At 60.3% G+C, this 17,610-nt stretch carries 18 protein-coding genes, 1 tRNA gene and 1 riboswitch; of the genes, 12 read left to right on the top strand and 7 right to left on the bottom strand.

What is annotated here, in order from left to right; genetic code table 11:
- Positions 1–238: 238 nt before the first annotated feature.
- The 3 genes from AACR77_RS19275 (at position 239) to aqpZ (ending at position 2,883) form a co-directional block, all read left to right on the top strand.
- Entirely contained in the window at positions 239–1,147 is a 909-nt protein-coding gene (locus AACR77_RS19275) for a Gfo/Idh/MocA family protein (protein WP_042878794.1), read from the top strand.
- Between the two features lie 234 nt (positions 1,148–1,381).
- On the top strand, positions 1,382–1,903 hold the full coding sequence (gene ruvC, locus AACR77_RS19270) for a crossover junction endodeoxyribonuclease RuvC (protein WP_039039380.1): 522 nt from the start codon (positions 1,382–1,384) through the stop codon (positions 1,901–1,903).
- Between the two features lie 293 nt (positions 1,904–2,196).
- Positions 2,197–2,883: an aquaporin Z gene (gene aqpZ, locus AACR77_RS19265; RefSeq protein WP_042878791.1), complete on the top strand. Its 687-nt coding sequence runs from the start codon at positions 2,197–2,199 to the stop codon at positions 2,881–2,883.
- Positions 2,884–2,988: 105 nt separating this feature from the next.
- Here aqpZ and AACR77_RS19260 read toward each other — a convergent pair whose 3' ends face one another.
- Positions 2,989–3,729, bottom strand: coding sequence for a lytic transglycosylase domain-containing protein (locus AACR77_RS19260; RefSeq protein WP_042878789.1), 741 nt, complete (start codon positions 3,727–3,729; stop codon positions 2,989–2,991).
- A gap of 342 nt (positions 3,730–4,071) precedes the next feature.
- On the opposite strand from AACR77_RS19260, the gene AACR77_RS19255 reads away from it, so the two are divergent.
- Positions 4,072–4,512 carry a GNAT family N-acetyltransferase gene (locus AACR77_RS19255; RefSeq protein ID WP_223931967.1) on the top strand — a complete coding sequence of 147 codons (441 nt, stop codon included), beginning with the start codon at positions 4,072–4,074 and terminating at the stop codon, positions 4,510–4,512.
- Positions 4,513–4,516: 4 nt separating this feature from the next.
- On the opposite strand, the gene AACR77_RS19250 is transcribed toward AACR77_RS19255, so the two are convergent.
- On the bottom strand, positions 4,517–5,059 hold the full coding sequence (locus AACR77_RS19250) for a DUF1439 domain-containing protein (protein ID WP_029313991.1): 543 nt from the start codon (positions 5,057–5,059) through the stop codon (positions 4,517–4,519).
- 96 nt (positions 5,060–5,155) lie between these two features.
- On the opposite strand from AACR77_RS19250, the gene cls reads away from it, so the two are divergent.
- Entirely contained in the window at positions 5,156–6,637 is a 1,482-nt protein-coding gene (cls, locus tag AACR77_RS19245; RefSeq protein WP_010673520.1) for a cardiolipin synthase, read from the top strand.
- A 109-nt stretch (positions 6,638–6,746) separates the two neighbouring features.
- The gene (locus tag AACR77_RS19240) at positions 6,747–8,012 is read left to right on the top strand and encodes a DUF945 family protein (protein WP_042878787.1); all 1,266 of its coding nucleotides are present in this window, start codon (positions 6,747–6,749) and stop codon (positions 8,010–8,012) included.
- A gap of 58 nt (positions 8,013–8,070) precedes the next feature.
- Here the strand turns inward: AACR77_RS19240 and purU are convergent, their stop codons facing one another.
- Entirely contained in the window at positions 8,071–8,907 is an 837-nt protein-coding gene (gene purU, locus AACR77_RS19235; protein ID WP_029313992.1) for a formyltetrahydrofolate deformylase, read from the bottom strand.
- A 209-nt stretch (positions 8,908–9,116) separates the two neighbouring features.
- A riboswitch (FMN riboswitch) is annotated at positions 9,117–9,274 on the top strand.
- Between the two features lie 104 nt (positions 9,275–9,378).
- On the opposite strand from purU, the gene ribB reads away from it, so the two are divergent.
- Complete coding sequence (gene ribB / locus AACR77_RS19230) at positions 9,379–10,032, top strand: 3,4-dihydroxy-2-butanone-4-phosphate synthase (RefSeq protein ID WP_042878785.1); 654 nt, start codon at positions 9,379–9,381, stop codon at positions 10,030–10,032.
- 225 nt (positions 10,033–10,257) lie between these two features.
- Positions 10,258–10,500, top strand: coding sequence for an Lpp/OprI family alanine-zipper lipoprotein (locus AACR77_RS19225; protein WP_010634682.1), 243 nt, complete (start codon positions 10,258–10,260; stop codon positions 10,498–10,500).
- Positions 10,501–10,634: 134 nt separating this feature from the next.
- Here the strand turns inward: AACR77_RS19225 and AACR77_RS19220 are convergent, their stop codons facing one another.
- Both AACR77_RS19220 and AACR77_RS19215 read right to left on the bottom strand, forming a co-directional pair.
- The gene (locus tag AACR77_RS19220; protein WP_042878782.1) at positions 10,635–11,483 is read right to left on the bottom strand and encodes a tetratricopeptide repeat protein; all 849 of its coding nucleotides are present in this window, start codon (positions 11,481–11,483) and stop codon (positions 10,635–10,637) included.
- Positions 11,480–12,202 carry a 4'-phosphopantetheinyl transferase family protein gene (locus AACR77_RS19215; RefSeq protein WP_042878780.1) on the bottom strand — a complete coding sequence of 241 codons (723 nt, stop codon included), beginning with the start codon at positions 12,200–12,202 and terminating at the stop codon, positions 11,480–11,482. Before AACR77_RS19215 ends, AACR77_RS19220 begins: the two co-directional genes overlap by 4 nt.
- Before the next feature lie 277 nt (positions 12,203–12,479).
- Between AACR77_RS19215 and AACR77_RS19210 the strand changes: the two genes are divergently transcribed.
- The 3 genes from AACR77_RS19210 (at position 12,480) to AACR77_RS19200 (ending at position 15,029) form a co-directional block, all read left to right on the top strand.
- Entirely contained in the window at positions 12,480–12,968 is a 489-nt protein-coding gene (locus tag AACR77_RS19210) for a C40 family peptidase (protein ID WP_010673526.1), read from the top strand.
- A 151-nt stretch (positions 12,969–13,119) separates the two neighbouring features.
- Positions 13,120–14,067 carry a 23S rRNA (adenine(1618)-N(6))-methyltransferase RlmF gene (gene rlmF / locus AACR77_RS19205; RefSeq protein WP_029313997.1) on the top strand — a complete coding sequence of 316 codons (948 nt, stop codon included), beginning with the start codon at positions 13,120–13,122 and terminating at the stop codon, positions 14,065–14,067.
- 236 nt (positions 14,068–14,303) lie between these two features.
- Positions 14,304–15,029: a MaoC family dehydratase gene (locus AACR77_RS19200; protein WP_010673529.1), complete on the top strand. Its 726-nt coding sequence runs from the start codon at positions 14,304–14,306 to the stop codon at positions 15,027–15,029.
- A gap of 63 nt (positions 15,030–15,092) precedes the next feature.
- Here AACR77_RS19200 and AACR77_RS19195 read toward each other — a convergent pair whose 3' ends face one another.
- The gene (locus AACR77_RS19195; protein ID WP_042878778.1) at positions 15,093–16,085 is read right to left on the bottom strand and encodes a DUF481 domain-containing protein; all 993 of its coding nucleotides are present in this window, start codon (positions 16,083–16,085) and stop codon (positions 15,093–15,095) included.
- A gap of 13 nt (positions 16,086–16,098) precedes the next feature.
- Complete coding sequence (locus tag AACR77_RS19190) at positions 16,099–17,016, bottom strand: L,D-transpeptidase family protein (RefSeq protein ID WP_042878776.1); 918 nt, start codon at positions 17,014–17,016, stop codon at positions 16,099–16,101.
- A 340-nt stretch (positions 17,017–17,356) separates the two neighbouring features.
- On the opposite strand from AACR77_RS19190, the gene AACR77_RS19185 reads away from it, so the two are divergent.
- A tRNA-Ser gene (locus AACR77_RS19185) sits at positions 17,357–17,446 on the top strand.
- The last annotated feature ends 164 nt before the right edge of the window (positions 17,447–17,610 follow it).

Raw genomic sequence — 17,610 nt, 5'->3', positions numbered from 1 at the left:
CGGGTGTAACAGGCAGGGCGACAGTTGTCGCCCTGCCTGTTTTGCTATCGCGGTTTACCGCTCAAGCGCCGCGCCGCCGGGGGTCGCTTCGATGGAGGAAGGTGGCCAGGGTGTCGCGGGGCGATGCCGCATTGCATCAGAAGGCACCTGGAGCGAGATGGCGCCAAGGCTGGATCTGCGAGGGAAATCCTGAGATCGTGCAGGCAGTTATCTGATTATCCCCTTGAGAGGAGTGCCCATGCGCATTGCCCTGATTGGCCTTGGCGATATCGCCCGGAAGGCCTATCTGCCGCTGCTGGCAAACGACGAGCGAGTCACCCCGCTGCTCTGTACCCGGAGTCCCTCGGTGCTCGGCAAACTGGCGCGCCAGTACCGGATTGGCGAGTGTTTTACCGAGGTCGATGCGCTGCTGGCGAGCCGACCTGATGCGGTGATGATCCACGCTGCCACCGCCGTGCACGGCAAACTGGCGGAACTGTGCCTGCGTGCCGGCATTCCCACCTTTGTGGACAAGCCGCTGTGTGACAACGCAGGAGAGGTGGAGGCACTCGCCAATCTCGCCATGGCGCAGGATTGCCCGCTGTTTGTGGGCTTCAACCGTCGCTATCTGCCCGCCATGGCCGCCGCACGCGGCCAGCCGCTGACCGAGCTCCATTGGCAAAAGCACAGGCACGCCCTGCCGGGGGCGCCTCGCCAGTTCCTGTTCGACGACTGTATCCATGTGCTCGACAGCCTCTGCTGTTATGGCGGCGAGCCGGACGGGGAGCTGCATGCGGTGCTGCGACGCAGCAGTGAGCAGCCCGAGCTGCTGGCCGGGGTGAGCGTCGCCTGGCAGAGCGGGCAGATGGCGGTGAGCGGCAGCATGAATCGCAGCGCCGGCATGACCGAGGAGCGCATCGATGCCTATGGCGACAACCTCTCATTGCATATCGAGAACTGCACCCGTGGCCTGCTTGCGCGAGACAACACAGTGCAGACCATGGCACCGGGCGACTGGCAGCCCGTGCTGGCGAGCCGAGGCTTTGTCGCCATGCTCGAGCACTGGTATGGGCAGATTGACGCCGGGCGGGCAGACGGGGCGCTGGTCGAGAGCTACCTGAAAAGCCATCGACTGGCAGAGCGCCTCGTCGCCCTGGCAAAGGGATGACCCGAAGGCAAGGGGCTGTGTGACACCGGCAGGCATCACTGGCCAGAGAAGCGGCAGAGCACTGTATGAGATGGTGGCTCCTTGCGCAGTCAGCCGGGAAAGGTGCCAGCGAGCGAGCCAAGCGAAGGCGGGTTTGTTATCTTGGCGGCCATCAAGAGCTGCAGGGCAAGAGATCGCAATGAAGAAGGTGTCGAAGATGAGATGGCTGACCGCAGTGGGCGGGGTATTCCGTTCATGAGCATCATTCTGGGGATCGATCCCGGTTCGCGCATCACCGGTTACGGGGTCATTCGCATCGTCGCGGGCAAGGTGGAATATCTGGGATCGGGCTGCATCCGCACCGATCTGGGGGAGCTGCCGTCTCGCCTGAAGCAGGTCTATGACGGGGTGAGCGAGATCATCACCCAGTTCAAGCCGGACGAGTTCGCCATCGAGCGGGTCTTCATGGCGCGCAACGCGGACTCGGCCCTGAAGCTCGGCCAGGCCAGGGGAAGTGCCATCGTCGCGGCGGTCAACGCCCTGCTGCCGGTGAGCGAGTACTCGGCCACCCAGATCAAGCAGGCGGTGGTGGGCACCGGTGGCGCCGCCAAGGAGCAGGTGCAGCACATGGTGACTCATCTGCTCAAGCTCTCTGCCACCCCCCAGGCGGATGCGGCGGATGCCCTCGGGGTGGCGCTTTGCCACTTCCACACCCGTCAGAGCCTCATTCGCATGGCTGGGCGGGCCAGCGGATCGGTGCGCGGCCGTTATCGCTGATCCCCGGGGGAGGGCTTCTGGTGTTGGCAGGGGAGCGCGGGGAGCTGCTGGCAAAATCGCTGGTCGGGTCACAATCTGTCGCATCCCTCGATGGGACTCCCATGGAGAAGCGCACCGAGCGGATGAATATCTTTCTACTTTATCAATAACTTGTGACATTCATCACATATCCGCGATGAGCCGGGTCGGTTTCGTCTTGCTCCGCCACACTCCCATAATATGGCGCCTGTTCAATAACTGTGTCCGTATGAGCCTTTCTGGCTCTCGTGTTAATCATCATGGGAGAGACAAGAGTGAAACCTTTTGCTGCTGAATTTATGGGAGCCTTCTGGCTGGTGCTGGGGGGCTGCGGGAGCGCCGTGCTGGCTGCTGCCTTCCCCAATGTGGGGATTGGCCTGCTGGGCGTGGCCCTGGCGTTCGGCCTGACCGTGCTGACCATGGCCTATGCCATCGGTCATATCTCGGGTTGCCACCTGAACCCGGCCGTGACCGTCGGACTCTGGGCTGGTGGTCGCTTCCCGGCCTCCAACGTGCTGCCCTACATCGTGGCCCAGGTGCTTGGCGGGATCGTGGCAGGTGGCGTGCTCTATGTCATTGCCAGCGGACAGGCGGGTTTTGATGTGAGCGCAGGCTTTGCTTCCAACGGCTATGGCGAGCATTCCCCCGGTGGTTACAGCCTGCTGGCCGCACTGGTGTGTGAAGTGGTGATGACCGGTTTCTTCCTGTTTGTCATCATGGGGGCCACCGACAGCCGTGCGCCGGCCGGGTTTGCTCCCATCGCCATCGGTCTGTGCCTGACCCTCATCCACCTCATCAGCATTCCGGTGACCAACACCTCGGTCAACCCGGCGCGCAGCACTGGCGTGGCGCTTTTTGTCGGTGACTGGGCCGTGGGCCAGCTCTGGCTGTTCTGGGTTGCCCCCATTGTCGGTGCCATTCTGGGTGCATTGGCCTATCGTGTGATCGCCACGAAAGAGTGATGTGTTGCTAGTTAACGTGTGGTATCGACACGCCCCCGGGCGTGTTTTTTTATGCCTGAAGGAATACCGGGCAGGGCGCCATGCTGACGATAGGGTGCGGCATGATCACAGTCCCTTGGCGCTCAGCATCTCTTTGTAGCGCTGATGCAGCAGCTTGACCCGTTCCACATAGGCCCGGGTTTCGGCATAGGGCGGTATGCCGCCGTGTTTTTGCACCGCACCGGCGCCTGCATTGTAGGCGGCGGTGGCCAGGGCCACATTGCCGTCATACTGCTTGAGCAGACCCGCCAGGTATTTCACCCCGCCAAAGATGTTCTGCTCCGCCAGCAGGGCGTTGCCGACCCCGAGCTCGCGCGCCGTGGCGGGCATCAGTTGGGTCAGTCCCATGGCGCCCTTGCGGGAGACGGCCAGAGGATTGAAAGCGGACTCGGCATGGATAAGTGCCCGGATGAGGGCAGGCTCGACCTGATAAGCCTTGGCTGCCGCCTGTATGGTGCTGGCGTAGTCATAGAGGAAGAGGCCTGTTGTGCGCCAGTTGACCTTGGACGCCGGATCGCAGGCATAGCAGTCGTTGAACAGCAGCAGTTCGTAGTGACCCTGCTCCGGCATCATGTCGGAATAGCGTATGACCCCGTTCTTTTGTACCGACTTGTAGACCTGGATCTGACGGCTTGCAGGCTTAGCGGGTTCAGGGGAGGGGAGCGGCGCCGGGGTGAGCGCCACGGTACGCGGCGTGGGAACCGGGGAGGAGACAGCCGTCTCCGGGGTCAGGATCACCACCTCTGCCGGTGGCGGTATCTGAGCCGGGGCTGCGTGGGAAAACAGCGGCATCATGCCCAGCAACATCCATGCTTTCAACGGCTTGCTCCTTAAGCCTCGTTAGCCACGTTGAGTAAAGCATTCGGGATGGCGCAGAACAAGTGCCCGTGAACAGGGGAGGCTGGAAATGTGATGGCAGAGGGACGGCCGTCTGTGTGCTCACTCAGGACAAGGGGCGCGGCTCATGGCGTCAAGGGGCGGATGATCGCAACCTCGTCTTTTCCATCGAGTTATTGGCTTTTTTGTAAGTTAAAGGCGTGTTATCTTGCTGTTGCTCCACTCTGGTCAGATCTCTTCGTGGAGCCAGCGAGCGAGCAGGAGAGGGGCCGGTATGGCCAGAGCGAAATGGGCATGACAAGCAGGCGAGCGATGGAGCTCAGATTCGAAGAGTACTGTGATGCGGATCTTTCCCTCATCAGAGACTATTACGAGACGACGTTTTCCCACTATGTGCCGGATTTGGCAGAACGGATTTTTGTGGTTCGTGATGCGCACTGGCTGGTGGGGGCGGTGCGCCTGCGCGATGAGCAGGATTACTACCACTTGTGCGGCTTTCGTCTGCTCCCTCACTACCAGTCCCTGGGGCTGGGGTCCCGCTTGCTGCAGCATGCCTGCCGCGATCTTTCCGACAAGCCCGTGATCTGTCACGCCCTGCCGTTCGAGAAACCCTTCTACCTCAAGGCGGGATTTGACCACCTTCCCCTGCATGAACTCGACGGGCCCCTTTACTCCCACTATCACCAGCAGCACGAACAGGGTTACCAGATCGAGCTGCTGGTGCGTCAGGCGAAGGCGCCTGTTTTCAACTGACGTCTTATTGGGGTTTGGTCAGCAGGTGGATCTTGCCTGGTGACAGCTCCAGCCCCAGCAGATTTTCCTTGAGCCAGGCCTGATTGGGGTCCTTGTCATCCAGCTTGTAGACAGGCTGGGTCTCCAGCCGTTTCTCCATGCTTTGCAGCAGCATCCTCAGCATGAAACCAAACTTCTGTTCCGCCGCGGCAGGCTCCAGCTTGTAATCGATGAGCTTCATGTTGTCGAGGAAGAGCGCACTCCTGGCCTTGTCGTAGCGGGGCCTCGCCTCATAGGTCATGTTGAGGCGCGCGTCGTACTCGGTCTGATCCGGGAGCGCGATTTTCAACTTGCCTTTGCCAAACACCCTGGCGGTATCCGGGCTCTGGCGACCAATCTGCACATCGCTCTGCTCGAGTTGCACATGGGCCTTGATGATGCCGGGCAATTCCAGCTGTTTGTCCACTTGCACCTGGGATTGCAGGTACTGATTTATCTGCTGCTCATTGATGTCATATGAGCCTTGACCTAGCATGGCCAGACTCAGCAGCATAGATTGCAGGATCATGCTAACGACCTGATAGAATGGGTGTGCCCCATAGCATACCATCCCGACCCTGTGGGGTCTGCCCGTGCCATCTGTCCAATACACCAAGGAGTCGCCTTGCTCGACGGTCTGGAATACGACATTCAGTTGCTGTTTTCCCGCTTTCTCGGCTGGTTGTTGCTGTTGTTTCACACCGTGATCGTGGCAGGGATCTCCCTGAGGGTGGTGATGAAGCGACGTCCCATCGGGGTATCCCTCGCCTGGTTGGCCCTCATCTATGCCATCCCCTTCGCCGGGGTCGGTTTCTACGTGCTGTTTGGCGAGATACGCCTTGGTCGCAAGCGGGCGGAGCGGGCCCAGGCCATGTACCGTCCTTACGCCATCTGGATCCGCCAGCTCGCGCGCCTCTTCCCCCAGCACTGCTGCGAGGTGGGCAGCAAGGCACGCCCGCTCCACGATCTGATCCAGGGGCGCTTGGCCATGCCCATGCTCTCGGGCAACCGGATGACCCTGCTGCACAAGCCCAAGAGCATCGTAGAGGAGATAGTGCGCGACATCCGGGGCTCCTCCCAATCCTGTTATCTGGAGTTCTACATCTGGCACCCCGGCGGGGATGTGGACGAGGTGTGCGAGGCGTTGATGGAGGTGGCTGCACGCGGCGTGGATTGTCGTGTCTTGCTCGACTCCATCGGCAGCAAGACCTTCTTCCGCTCCTCCTGGCCCAAAACCTTGCGCGCCGCTGGCGTTAAAGTCGTGGAAGTGTTGCCGGTCGGCGCCTGGCGAATCCCCTTCCAGCGCCAGGACTTGCGCATGCACCGCAAGCTGGTGGTGATCGATGACAAGGTTGGTTATACCGGCTCCATGAACATGGTGGATCCCCGTTTCTTCAAGCAGGATGCCGGGGTCGGCCAGTGGGTCGACATCATGATCCGGGTGCAGGGCCCCGTGGTGCCGTTGATGTGGTCCACCTTCGTCTGGGACTGGGAGATGGAGACCGGCGAGCGGCTGCTCGACAGTCTGCAACATGAGCCGGAAGCCTGGCCACAGACCAACTATCGGGCCCAGCTCATTCCCTCCGGCCCCTTCGTCGGTGGTGACTGTATCCAGCAGAGCCTGCTGCTCGCCATCTACCAGGCTCGTCACCATCTGGTGCTGACCACCCCCTATTTCGTGCCGGACGATCCGCTGGCTGCGGCCCTCTCTTCGGCGGCGGCCCGCGGCGTGCTGGTGCAACTGGTGCTGCCTGCGCGCAACGACTCCCTGATGGCGAACCACGCCAGCAACTCCTTCATGGAGGATCTGCTGGCGGCAGGAGTGGAGATATATCGCTATGATGCCGGGCTGCTGCACACCAAGAGCGTGCTGGTGGACGATGATTTCGCTCTGGTGGGCACGGTCAACCTCGACCGGCGCAGTCTCTGGCTCAATTTCGAGATCACCCTGCTCATCGACAACCCGGTGTTTGTCGCCGAGATGAACCAGCTGGTGCAGGGCTACATGCTGGAGGCTACCCCCATGTCACTGACCAGGTGGCGTGCCCGCCCCTGGTACAAAAAATTGCTTGAGAACATCTTCTACCTGTTCAGCCCCCTGCTGTGACAGCCAGAGCGTGGACCCCAAGCCGTTGTCTGGCTTGTGTTGATGCCCATCCTCCCCGTAGAGTGCGCCCATGCACCCGCCATTGAACTATTGTGGAGAAACAGAACTGATGAAGAAAAAAGTGGCCTTGGCCGTCGGAGCCGTGTTGGTGGTGGGAGGGCTTGGCGCCTGCTGGTACACGGGCAATACGTTCGACCGGATCCTGGCCGAGCAGATCGCCAGGGCGCAGCAGGAGAGCGGGATCGAAGTCACCTGGAGCCCAGAGACGGAGAATCTGTTTACCCGCGACGGCGTACTCAAGGTGGTGGTGCCGCCCCAGACGCTGGCGAGTTTTGATCCCCAACTGGCGGGGAGCGAGGCCATCGAGATGCAGTTCGCGTTCAACAGCCGCATGCTGCCGCTCTATATCAAGAGCCACCTCTTGCTGGACACCGCAGAGGGCTCCCTCGCACCTGTCTTCACGGCCCTCGGCATGGAGAAATGGCAGCTGGGGGCGGAGTCGGCCAGCAGCCTCTGGACCATGAGCAACAGCTCCCGATTCTGGGCCAGCGACTTCAAGGTCAAGGAGGGGCTCAACGAGTTCCAGTTCCTGCCCCTGAACGGCGACTACCGCGGCGATCTCGACGGCAATGGTCATCTGACCGCCCACTGGCTGGGCATGACGGTGCACGATGCGCAGAGCAAGACGGATCTGGCCCTGGCCGATCTCAAGGGCAGCGCCGACATGGCGGAGATTAGCGGCCTCTGGCTCTCGCCCCGCAGCGATGCGACCCTCTCCGCCCTCTCCCTGACACAAGGGGATCTCAAGGTCTCCCTGCAGGGGATGACCACCGCCACCCAGCTGGCGGGGGATGATGTCCAGACACTCTCCACCCGTTATCAGATGAAGGTGGCGTCTCTCAATCTGGAAAACGAGGAGGACAGCCTGGCGCTGACCGAGGGCAACCTGGATCTGGCGCTCAACGGGCTGGATCTGGAGGGGTACCAGCGGCTGCAGGAGGCCAGCAGCCAGCGGGTGGACGAAGCCGCCATCCAGGAGGCGCTGGACAAGATGCTCCAGCGGGGGGCCACGCTCCTGCTGACGGACCTCAGCGCCCGCCTCAACGGCGAACCCGTCAACCTGCAGGGGGAGGCCAAACTGGCCCCCACGACCCTGGCCGCGCTGATGGAGAGCGAGGAGGGGATGCAGGCACTCTCCGCTCTGCTTCATGCCCACCTTGGGGAGAAGCTGGGCCAGGCTGTTCCCCAGTTGGCCCCTATGCTGGAGCAATTCACCGCCATGGGATATCTGAAGGCGCAGGAGTCACAGCTTCAGGCCGAGCTCAAGCTCGACAAAGGGGCCGTGACCGTCAATGGTCTGCCGCTGCACCCGTGAGTGCCGCGCAATGAAAAGGCTCCCTCGGGAGCCTTTTTGCTGGGGTGCGCGCAGCCGCTTATTTGAACACGACGGTCTTGTTGCCGTAGACGAAGACCCGCTCGTTCAGCACCAGTTCCAGCGCCCGGCTCAGCACGGATTTCTCCACGTCGCGTCCGGCCTTGGCCATGTCATCGGCACTGAAGGTGTGATCGACGTGGATCACGTCCTGCTCGACGATGGGGCCTTCATCCAGATCGTCGGTGACGAAGTGGGCGGTGGCACCAATCAGCTTGACCCCGCGGTCGAAGGCCTGACGATAGGGGCGGGCGCCGATGAAGGCAGGCAGGAAGGAGTGGTGGATATTGATGATCTTGCGCGGATAGGCTTCCACGAAGCTTGGGGTCAGCACACGCATGTATTTGGCCAGGATGACGTAATCCGGCTGGTAGCCATCGATGAGCGTGCGCACTTGCTCCTCATGCTCGGTGCGGCTGAGATCCTCGTGGCTCACGCAGTGGAAGGGGATGTCGAACTTGCCGGTCAGCTCGGCGAGGGTGTCGTAGTTGCCGATGACCGCGACGATGTCCATGTCCAGGGCGCCGGCATAGTTTTTCATCAGGATGTCGCCGAGGCAGTGAGTCTCCTTGGTCACCAGAATGACGATGCGCTTCTTGCCCGCCTTGACGAGACGACGCTGGGCGCCGGCAGGCAGTGCATCATCGAGGTCGGCCAGCAGGGTCTCGTCGTTGAAGCGCCCTTCCAGCTCGGTGCGCATGAAGAAGCGGCCGTTTTCGTGATCCACGAACTCGTCGTTCTTGTTGATGTTGAGCTGGTGCTTGTAGCAGATGTTGGTGATCTTGGCGATGAGACCCTTGGCGTCGGGGCAATCGGTCAGCAGTATTTTCTTTTCCATCTCTGTCATGATTCCGTTTGTGATGTTGGCACCCGGTCTGCGCGGGCGCGCGCGTTTTTGCTGGCACTATGCCACAAACGAAATCAGAAAGGACAGCGCGCCGTGTATCGGGTGGTGCTCGCGCGAAAATTGCAGTGCAGCCAGCTCCCGGTTTGTCTTTGATGGGTTTTTGGCTGGCATCCTGCGTCTTTTTTCTTTAGGCTGTCTGCGCTTATTCTCAGGGCGGGGCGAAATTCCCCACCGGCGGTATCCCGATGTGACTCGGGGAGCCCGCGAGCGCCCGACCCGGCATTCATCCGGGACGGGGTCAGCAGATCCGGTGAGATGCCGGAGCCGACGGTCATAGTCCGGATGAAAGAGGATAAGACAGATATTGCTGGCCAGACCCTGCCGGGTTGGCCGCCGCATGGCTACTTCTGTCTGCCTTTCCATGCCCTGATTCTGGTCCTTGTCTTTTTTAGGAGTCTTACCATGAATCAGTCTCTACTCAGTGAATTCGGTGATCCCATTGCTCGCGTCGAAGCCGCGCTGGCCGCCCTGCGTGCCGGTCAGGGTGTGCTGGTGGCCGATGATGAAGATCGCGAGAACGAAGGCGATCTCATCTTTGCCGCAGAAACCATGACCAACGAGCAGATGGCCATGATGATCCGCGAGTGCTCCGGCATCGTCTGCCTCTGTCTGACCGACGAGCGGGTTCGCCAGCTCGAGTTGCCGATGATGGTGGAGGCCAACTCCAGCCACTATCAGACTGCCTTCACCGTGACCATCGAAGCGGCGCAGGGGGTGACCACCGGGGTGTCCGCCGCCGATCGCATCACCACCATACGTGCCGCCATCGCCGACGGGGCCAGACCGTCCGACCTGCATCGCCCCGGCCATGTCTTCCCGCTGCGTGCCCGTACCGGGGGCGTGCTGACCCGTCGCGGTCACACCGAAGCCACGGTCGATCTGATGCAGCTCGCCGGGCTCAAACCTTACGGCGTGCTGTGCGAGCTGACCAGGGAGGATGGCTCCATGGCCAGGTTGCCGGACCTGGTGGCCTTCGGTCGCCAGCACCAGATGCCGGTGCTGACCATCGAGGATCTGGTGCAATATCGTCAATTGCTGTCAGAGCGTTCAGCCTGAGCCTCATACGAAATTGTAATAAGCCGAAATTTTGGTTACGCTTTGCACGAACCTCATCCGGAGACACTCTTTTTTGATTAAAGTTTGCGCATAAAGTGTGCAACTAAAAAAAAATGAGGGTTTTAACGCATTTATCTGTGATGGGGCCTATCCAAAGTATGATTTTTTTGTGCCATAATCACGCCGCTTGCTAAACGTCTGGCGAGTTAAAGGGAGCTTTTAAAAATGAAAAAAATGTTGTTGGTAGGTGTTGTTGGTCTGTCCGCTCTGCTGGGCGGTTGTGCAAACACCAGCGAACTGGAAACTTCCGTTCAGAATCTGTCTAACAAAGTTGACCAACTGGCTCAAGATGTTAGCGCTGTTCGTGCTGATCAGTCCAAGATCGCTGCTGATGTTGCAGAAGCCAAGCAAGAAGCTATGCGTGCTAACCAGCGCATCGACAACATGGCTACTTCCTACAAGAAGTAATCCATGCGAAAAAATGGCGCATTTTAATGCGCCATTTTTTTTTGCCTGAAATCTGGCAATTCTCCGAGTTTGACTCCCGCCTGAACAAGGCAATGCCGACCGATCGGCATTCCCCGTCCTGAATATCTCTTCGATCAATAAAGCAGGCTGTAGAGCTTGCGGCGGTAATTCTGCGCTGCCGGATGTGCGCCCATGGTGGCCAGCACATCGAGATAGATCTTCTTGGCATCTCCAAAGGCCAGATCCCGCTTGAGAATGGTGAACAGCAAGGCCAGAGCCTCTTCCTGTCGACCGACCTGGCTGTAGAGTACCGCCAGCTCCTGGGCGAGGGCGTCATCTGCCGGCTGTTCGGCGTGACGCAGCTCCAGGGCGCGCAGTTCAGGGCTGTCACTGGCCTGCAGCGCCAGCGAGAGGCGAGAGCTCAGGGTCTGATAGTGATCGTCCTGTGCCACCATGGGGATGGCGGCGAGCAGGGCTTGCGCCTCGTCCAGCAGGTTCAGATCCAGGGCCGCCTGTGCCAGCCAGAGGCTGATGTCGTGACGCTCGGCGGCGAGGCGATGGGCCTTGCTCAGGTGGGCGTGCGCCACATCGGCCTGCTCTGCGGCCAGTGCCTGCTTGGCCTGCTCCAGCAGCAGCTCTTCTTCCTTGGGGGCGAAAGCAGCGAAATACTGGCGCAGGGTCGCTTCATCCTGCGGGCCTTCCAGGATGGCCTGCTCGTCCGGACGACCCTGATGGAACAGCACCAGGGCGGGTAACGCGCGCAGGGCCAGCTGGCTCGCCAGCGGCTGCAGCTGGGGATCGTTCATATCGACTTTGGCCAAGGTGACGCCAGGATTGGCCTGACCAACCAGGGCTTCCACCAGGGGGGTCATGGCCTGACACTCCGGCATCTGCGGGGCGTGGAAGTAGATGACGACCGGCTTTTTCAGGGATGCATCGATCAGTTCGGCGTGAAAATTCTGGGGAGTGATGTCGACGATCATGAGGCTGACTCTCGGAAAATGGTGTGGATCAACATGGGGTCCAGCGGAGTGGATTTCAAGCTCCCGTCCAGCAGATAGGCATCGACCTGGCGGGTCGGGGCGGCGAGGCTGAGCCATCCTCTGCCAATGGGCCAATCGCTCACTTCATAGATGCGGGTATCGAGCAGGTTCTCCAGCCGCCACCCTTGCTCCGGCAAGAAGCAGACCTTCTCCAGCCCGGCGGCGATGCCGGCGCCGTGGGCCTTGAGCACCGCCTCCTTGCGCGACCACAGCCGATAGAAGGCCGAGTCCTGCTCCTGCACTGGCAGGGTGCGCAGCCACAGGTATTCCCCGGGGGCATAGAAACGCTCTGCCAGGGGCAGTATGGGGCGGCGGCGCAGGCCCATTTCGATATCCACGCCGAGGGGACCCTCCCGACAGAGGGCGAGCACCAACCAGTCACCGCTGTGGCTGAGGTTGAACTGCCAGTGGTGGTTGCACAGCATCGGCTTGCCATGCTCGCCGATGTGAAAGGCCAGAGAGCCGGCAGGGCAGTGGAGGCGTTCGGCCAGCAGGCGGCGAAGCAACACGCGTCCCAGCAGATACTCGCGCTGGCGGCCGGGTTGGCGGATCTCGTGCCAGTGGCGGTATTCCTCCGGGGAGAGCCCGGATGACAGCCCGATCAGCTGTTCAGTATCGACGAGCGCGGTATTTAACAAATAGAGATCCGCAGAAAGCATAATATTTCACTTAAAAATGGGGTCGAAGTAGCGATAACAATCCGTTTGGAGAGGCCGAAACCGATGCTTTCAAGATTGTATATTGTTTGGCCATGATCACATAAATTGCGCTAAACAGAGCATTTCCTTGCAAAAATGTGAGTTCGATTGGGATTTTCGCTTGCCTCGATAGAATTCTTGGATATAGTCGGGTGCTGTTGCCTTATAAATTGCCCTGTCGGGCTGCATTTTAACAAGTTTCACTCTTTTTTGCGGGGATAAAGGATTGCGCCACCTGATGCTACTGCTGGTCGCGCTCGGAATGGTAGGTTGTGCTTCGGCACCCCAACCCGAGGTCGCGAGCAAGATCGAGGTTTCCATGATGGAACCCGTGATTGAACCCGAAGTTTCGCCTACCCCGGATGTCAACGAAATCCTGACCGTATACAAAGAGTGGCGTGGTACCCCCTATCGTTATGGCGGTACCACAGAACGAGGTATCGATTGCTCGGCGTTTACCCGTGAAGTGTTCCGCAATGCCATCGGCATCGAATTGCCCCGCGATACCCGCTCCCAGGTCCACGAAGGCTCTCGCGTCTCCAAGCAGGATCTGGTCGAGGGGGACCTGGTCTTCTTCAAGATCAACCCGCGTCTGAACCATGTCGGCATCTATGTCGGCAACGGTGAATTCATCCATGTCTCCTTCCGTGCCGGCGTCACGCGCTCCAAGCTCGACAATGTGTATTGGCGCAACAAGTTCTGGCAGGCACGCCGGATCGATATCTGAGTCAGGCTGGACAAACGGCTCGCAGTACGGACTGTTTTTCCAACCTCACTTGAACCGGACCCTCAGGGTCCGGTTTTTTTATGGCCCTCTTTTAGACTTTCCCTGGCCGACTCTCTATAGTGTGGCCCCCTTGATCCTCGGCAGGTCCAGCATGACACCCCAGCAGAAAACCGGATTGCACCCGCGCAATCGCCATCAGGCCCCCTACGACTTTGACGCGCTCTGCCTGCGTACCCCGGCGCTGTCGCCTTTCGTGTTCGTCAACGAGCACGGCACCCGGACCCTGGATTTCGCCGATCCGGCCGCCGTCAAGGCGCTCAACCGGGCGCTGCTGGCGCTGCACTATGGCATCGAACACTGGGATCTGCCGCCTGGCTACCTCTGCCCGCCCATCCCGGGGCGGGTCGATTATCTGCACCGCGTCGCGGATCTGCTGGCGGAGAGCGCGGGATGCGTACCGACGGGCAAGCAGGTTCGAGTGCTGGATGTCGGTGTCGGGGCCAACTGCATCTATCCCTTGCTGGGCGCCCGGGAGTATGGCTGGCGCTTCGTGGGCTCAGACATCGATCCTGTGTCGGTGAAGGCGGCAACCCTGCTGGCCACCAGCAATGGATTGGGCAACCAGATCACATGCCGTCATCAGGGTAACCCCAAGCATGTCTTTCGCGGGATCCTGGGGCCGAAGGAGCACTTTGCCCTGACTCTGTGCAACCCGCCGTTTCATGCTTCTCTGGCGGAAGCGAGCAAGGGGACGGAGCGCAAGCTGCGCAACCTGGGCAAGGGCCAGGCAGTGGCCGGGGCGCCCGTGCTCAATTTCGGCGGTCAGAAGGCTGAGCTCTGGTGCGAGGGGGGCGAGGCGGCGTTTCTGGCGGCCATGATAGAGCAGAGCAAGGAGTTTGCCAGCCAATGCCTCTGGTTCAGCTCGCTGGTGTCGAAAAAGGAAAATCTGCCTGCCGCACGAAAGGCGCTGGCTCGGGTGGGGGCGCGGGAGGTTCGCGTGCTCGACATGGCGCAAGGCAACAAGGTGAGCCGGATCCTCGCCTGGAGTTTCCTGGACGATGAGCAGCGCAAGAGCTGGTGGACCGCCCAGGGGAGATGATCGAGGACGGGGCTCAGTGGCGACACGGGCCCCGTCTCTTTTTCAGCTCAGATGTTGATTCGTTTGCAGCCTTACATTCAATCGTTTTCCTGCCCGTGTTTGCTCGCATGTTAGTGACCACTTTCGCGCCTGGTACAGGTGTACGCCGAGATTTTTTTGTACTTGCTGATGAAACTTTCATAAAATAGGACTGGTTAGACCTCTTTACAGGCTTTGAATCGAATAGGGATCGGTAAATGAAAGTTGTCGATTTTCTGAAGCACAAGCGCGAAATTCTGGCGCAACACCCCTTTGAGCTCAAGGATTGGCTCTCTCCGGCGATCCGCGACTACTGGCGTGAGTTTCAGCAAAAGGCACACCTTCACCCCTTGCTGGGAAGAGTGCTGGATCTGCAGGGGGAGTCCCAGGATGCCCGCCAGCAAGAGGCTGCCAGAGTCACCCAGGTAGCGAATGGCCAGCCTGCCCTGGCGCAGGATCCCGTGGTGGAGCTCGAAGGCGAAGCGGCGGCACTCTATGCCGAGTTGCAGACCCGCATCGGTGAAGAGACCCATGTGGGCGAGTGGTTGCAGGTCACCCAGGCGTTGATCAACCAGTTCGCGACCGTGACCGGCGATCATCAGTGGATCCACACCGATCCCGAGCGTGCGGCAGCCGAGTCTCCTTTCAAGACCACCATTGCCCACGGCTTCCTGACTCTGGCCCTGCTGCCCCAGTTGACCGGTTCGGTGGACGAGAGCACGCCGGAGTTCCCGACAGCTCGCATGGTGGTGAATTTCGGCCTGGAGCAGGTCCGCTTCCCTTACCCCATCAAGGTGGACAGCAATATCCGCGCCCGTACAAAGCTGTCGCGTGTCACGCCCATCAAGGGGGGGATCGAGCTCCTCAAGGAGATCAAGATAGAGATCGAGGGGATCCGCCGCCCTGGCTGCGTCATCGAGTCGGTCACCCGGATCTATTTCTGACGCGCTCGTCTTGCGTCCATGAACACAGGCCCACTTCGGTGGGCCTGTGTCGTTTCTGGCGGGTCAGAAACTCGCTCCCAGGGTGATGAGGTGACGCCACTCCTTCTCGCTCACATCCCTGTGCAGGCCGTGGTAGTCGAGCCAGGCATCGTCCCAATCCAGTTCGCTTGACCAGGAGAGGCGCAGGTGATCGTTGAAATAGTACCTGAGGCCCAGGCTGCCGCTGACGGACTGCTTTCTGGTCAGGTAGGGGGAGGGTTGATCGACGAATTTTTCATAACTGCCCTTGCCAAACAGCTCGAATTTTTCTTCCCAGAGGGTCCAGGGCTGCCGGTAGTCCCACCCCAGGCTGACGAAGGGATAATTGATGATCCTGTCGTCAAACAGGTCGGAATTGCTCCACACCTCCGGCCTGAAATAGGCCCGTTCCAGACCGAGCTGTGTAATGAGCTCCAGCCGGCGTTGCCTGTCATTCCAGAAGCGGTAGCCGGGGCCGGAAGCATAGTCAATCTCCAGATAGCCGGCATCGATCATGTTGTAATCGATGTCGACGGAAGAGCGCAGGAACCAGTGATCGTCGAAGAAGAAGTCGAGCTTGGGTTTGAGCTTGTATTCGTGGCTGTCGGTGATGTTGTTCGCCGTTTCGTAGATGTACTCGCCATCCAGGCTGTAACGCCAGTCCAGATTGGCAAACTCGGTGGAGACCTTGAGATTGACGTTGTTGGTCTTCTTGGTGTTCTCCTTGAGCTTGATGTTGAGATCCCCGTTCCCCGTCAGCAGCCAGGCATTGGCCTCGTCAGGAGAGTCCAGCAGGGGGATCCCCGTCTTGGTGAGCGGCTTGGGTTTCTCCTGCTTGTCCAGACGCCATCGTTTGATGGCGTGGCGCGGGACCGTCATGGCCTGACTGTAGGCGGGCTTGATGCGGATCTGCTCGTCCGTGATCTCCTCTATGGTCCCGCTCACTCGATCGCCGTTGTGCATCCAGAGGATGTCCGCCATCGCCGCGGAGCCAGGCAGCAGAAGCAACAGGCAAATCACATGACCCGTTCTGTTCATGGTGGTCAGGCCTTCAGCCGCTCACGGGTTTGGGCAGCCCGCTCTTGCGCTCGAGCAGGGCGGTCACCCGGGCACTGTCGATGTCGGGTGCGGCGATGAACTGCTCGGCTTCGGGGGAGAGCACCAGCGGCGCCCCCTGTGCCATCTCCGCTTCGGTGCGGGAGAGGGGGGAGTGTACCTCCAGCCAGCGACGACCGTCGGGTTCCACCGCCATCTTGACCGGCTGGTTGATGACCCGGACCGGGGTGCCGACGGGAACAAGACCAAACAGGGTTTCGATGTCATCCGGGCGCAGCCGGATACAACCCGCGCTGACTCGCAGACCGACCCCGAAATCCTTGTTGGTGCCGTGGATGAGGTAGTCCTTGTTGCCATAGCCAAGACGCATGGCGAACTTGCCGAGGGGGTTGTCGGGGCCGGGGGGGACCACGGCGGGCAGATCGATCCCCTTCTGTTCCAGCCAGGACTTGCGGACCATGGGGCCGGGCACCCAGGTCGGGTTGGGATTTTTCGCGATGACGGTGGTGGTCATCTCCGGCGTCTCGCGGCCGATGTCACCGATCCCGATGGGCAGCACCATTACCTCCTGCTTGCCCTTGGGGAAGTAGTAGAGGCGAAGTTCAGGCAGGTTGATGACGATGCCTTCTCGCGGCACGTCGGGCAGCAGCATCTGGGTCGGCAGAGTGAGCCGGGTGCCCGGGGTGGGCAGATAGGGGTCTACGCCGGGATTGGCTTCGAGCAGTGCCAGAAAGCCTGTCCGGGTATGCTTGCCGACCAGTTCCAGATGATCGCCAGGCTGTACGATGTAATCTTCCAGGGCGCCGATGAGACGGCTGTCCGCTGGCGGCAGGGGATAGGTGTTGGACCAGACAGGTGCGGCCCAGAGGCTGGCGGCGGCCAGCAGCAGTGAGACGATACGAGTGTTGAGCATGGTTGTTCCTATCGGCTGGGGCGAGGGACGGGTTCCCTTCCAAAAAATGAGCAGAGATTGTCAACGAATCCCGCGGGGATTACCAGTCCGGCACCATGACTGCCGGGAGGGCGGTGGCGAGCGCGTCACAGGGTGTCCCTGGCCCATCAGGCTCGCCGTATTCACCCGCCGGGAACCGGGTACAGGGTGGAGACAGTGAGCGAGGAGGCGTTGCCGGGTGAAAGTCACTGGCGTTGGGAGGGGCGGGATCGCCGGATGGCGGTTTTATCGCCAGTCGTCTGATCTGCAACGAGATTTACATTGATTTCCCGGCTAGGGTTGGGTCAATATGAGTGCCCGTGGAGAGATGCCGGAGTGGCCGAACGGGATTGACTCGAAATCAATTGTGGCAGCAATGCCACCCAGGGTTCGAATCCCTGTCTCTCCGCCATATTCAAGGCCCAACCTATTGATTAGGTTGGGTTTTTTCATTTGATTGTTTTTCTGATATGCCATTCAGTGTGCCATTGAGTGTTTGCTGTCCTGCCCCTTGATAACACTCCTTTGGACAGGTTGTATGGAGATTGTATTCACCTGACAGTTGCCCACAAAAGG

Source organism: Aeromonas sp. ZOR0002 (assembly GCF_963866995.1).
GTDB lineage: Bacteria > Pseudomonadota > Gammaproteobacteria > Enterobacterales > Aeromonadaceae > Aeromonas > Aeromonas caviae.
This window is presented reverse-complemented; position numbering and strand designations above follow the sequence as displayed.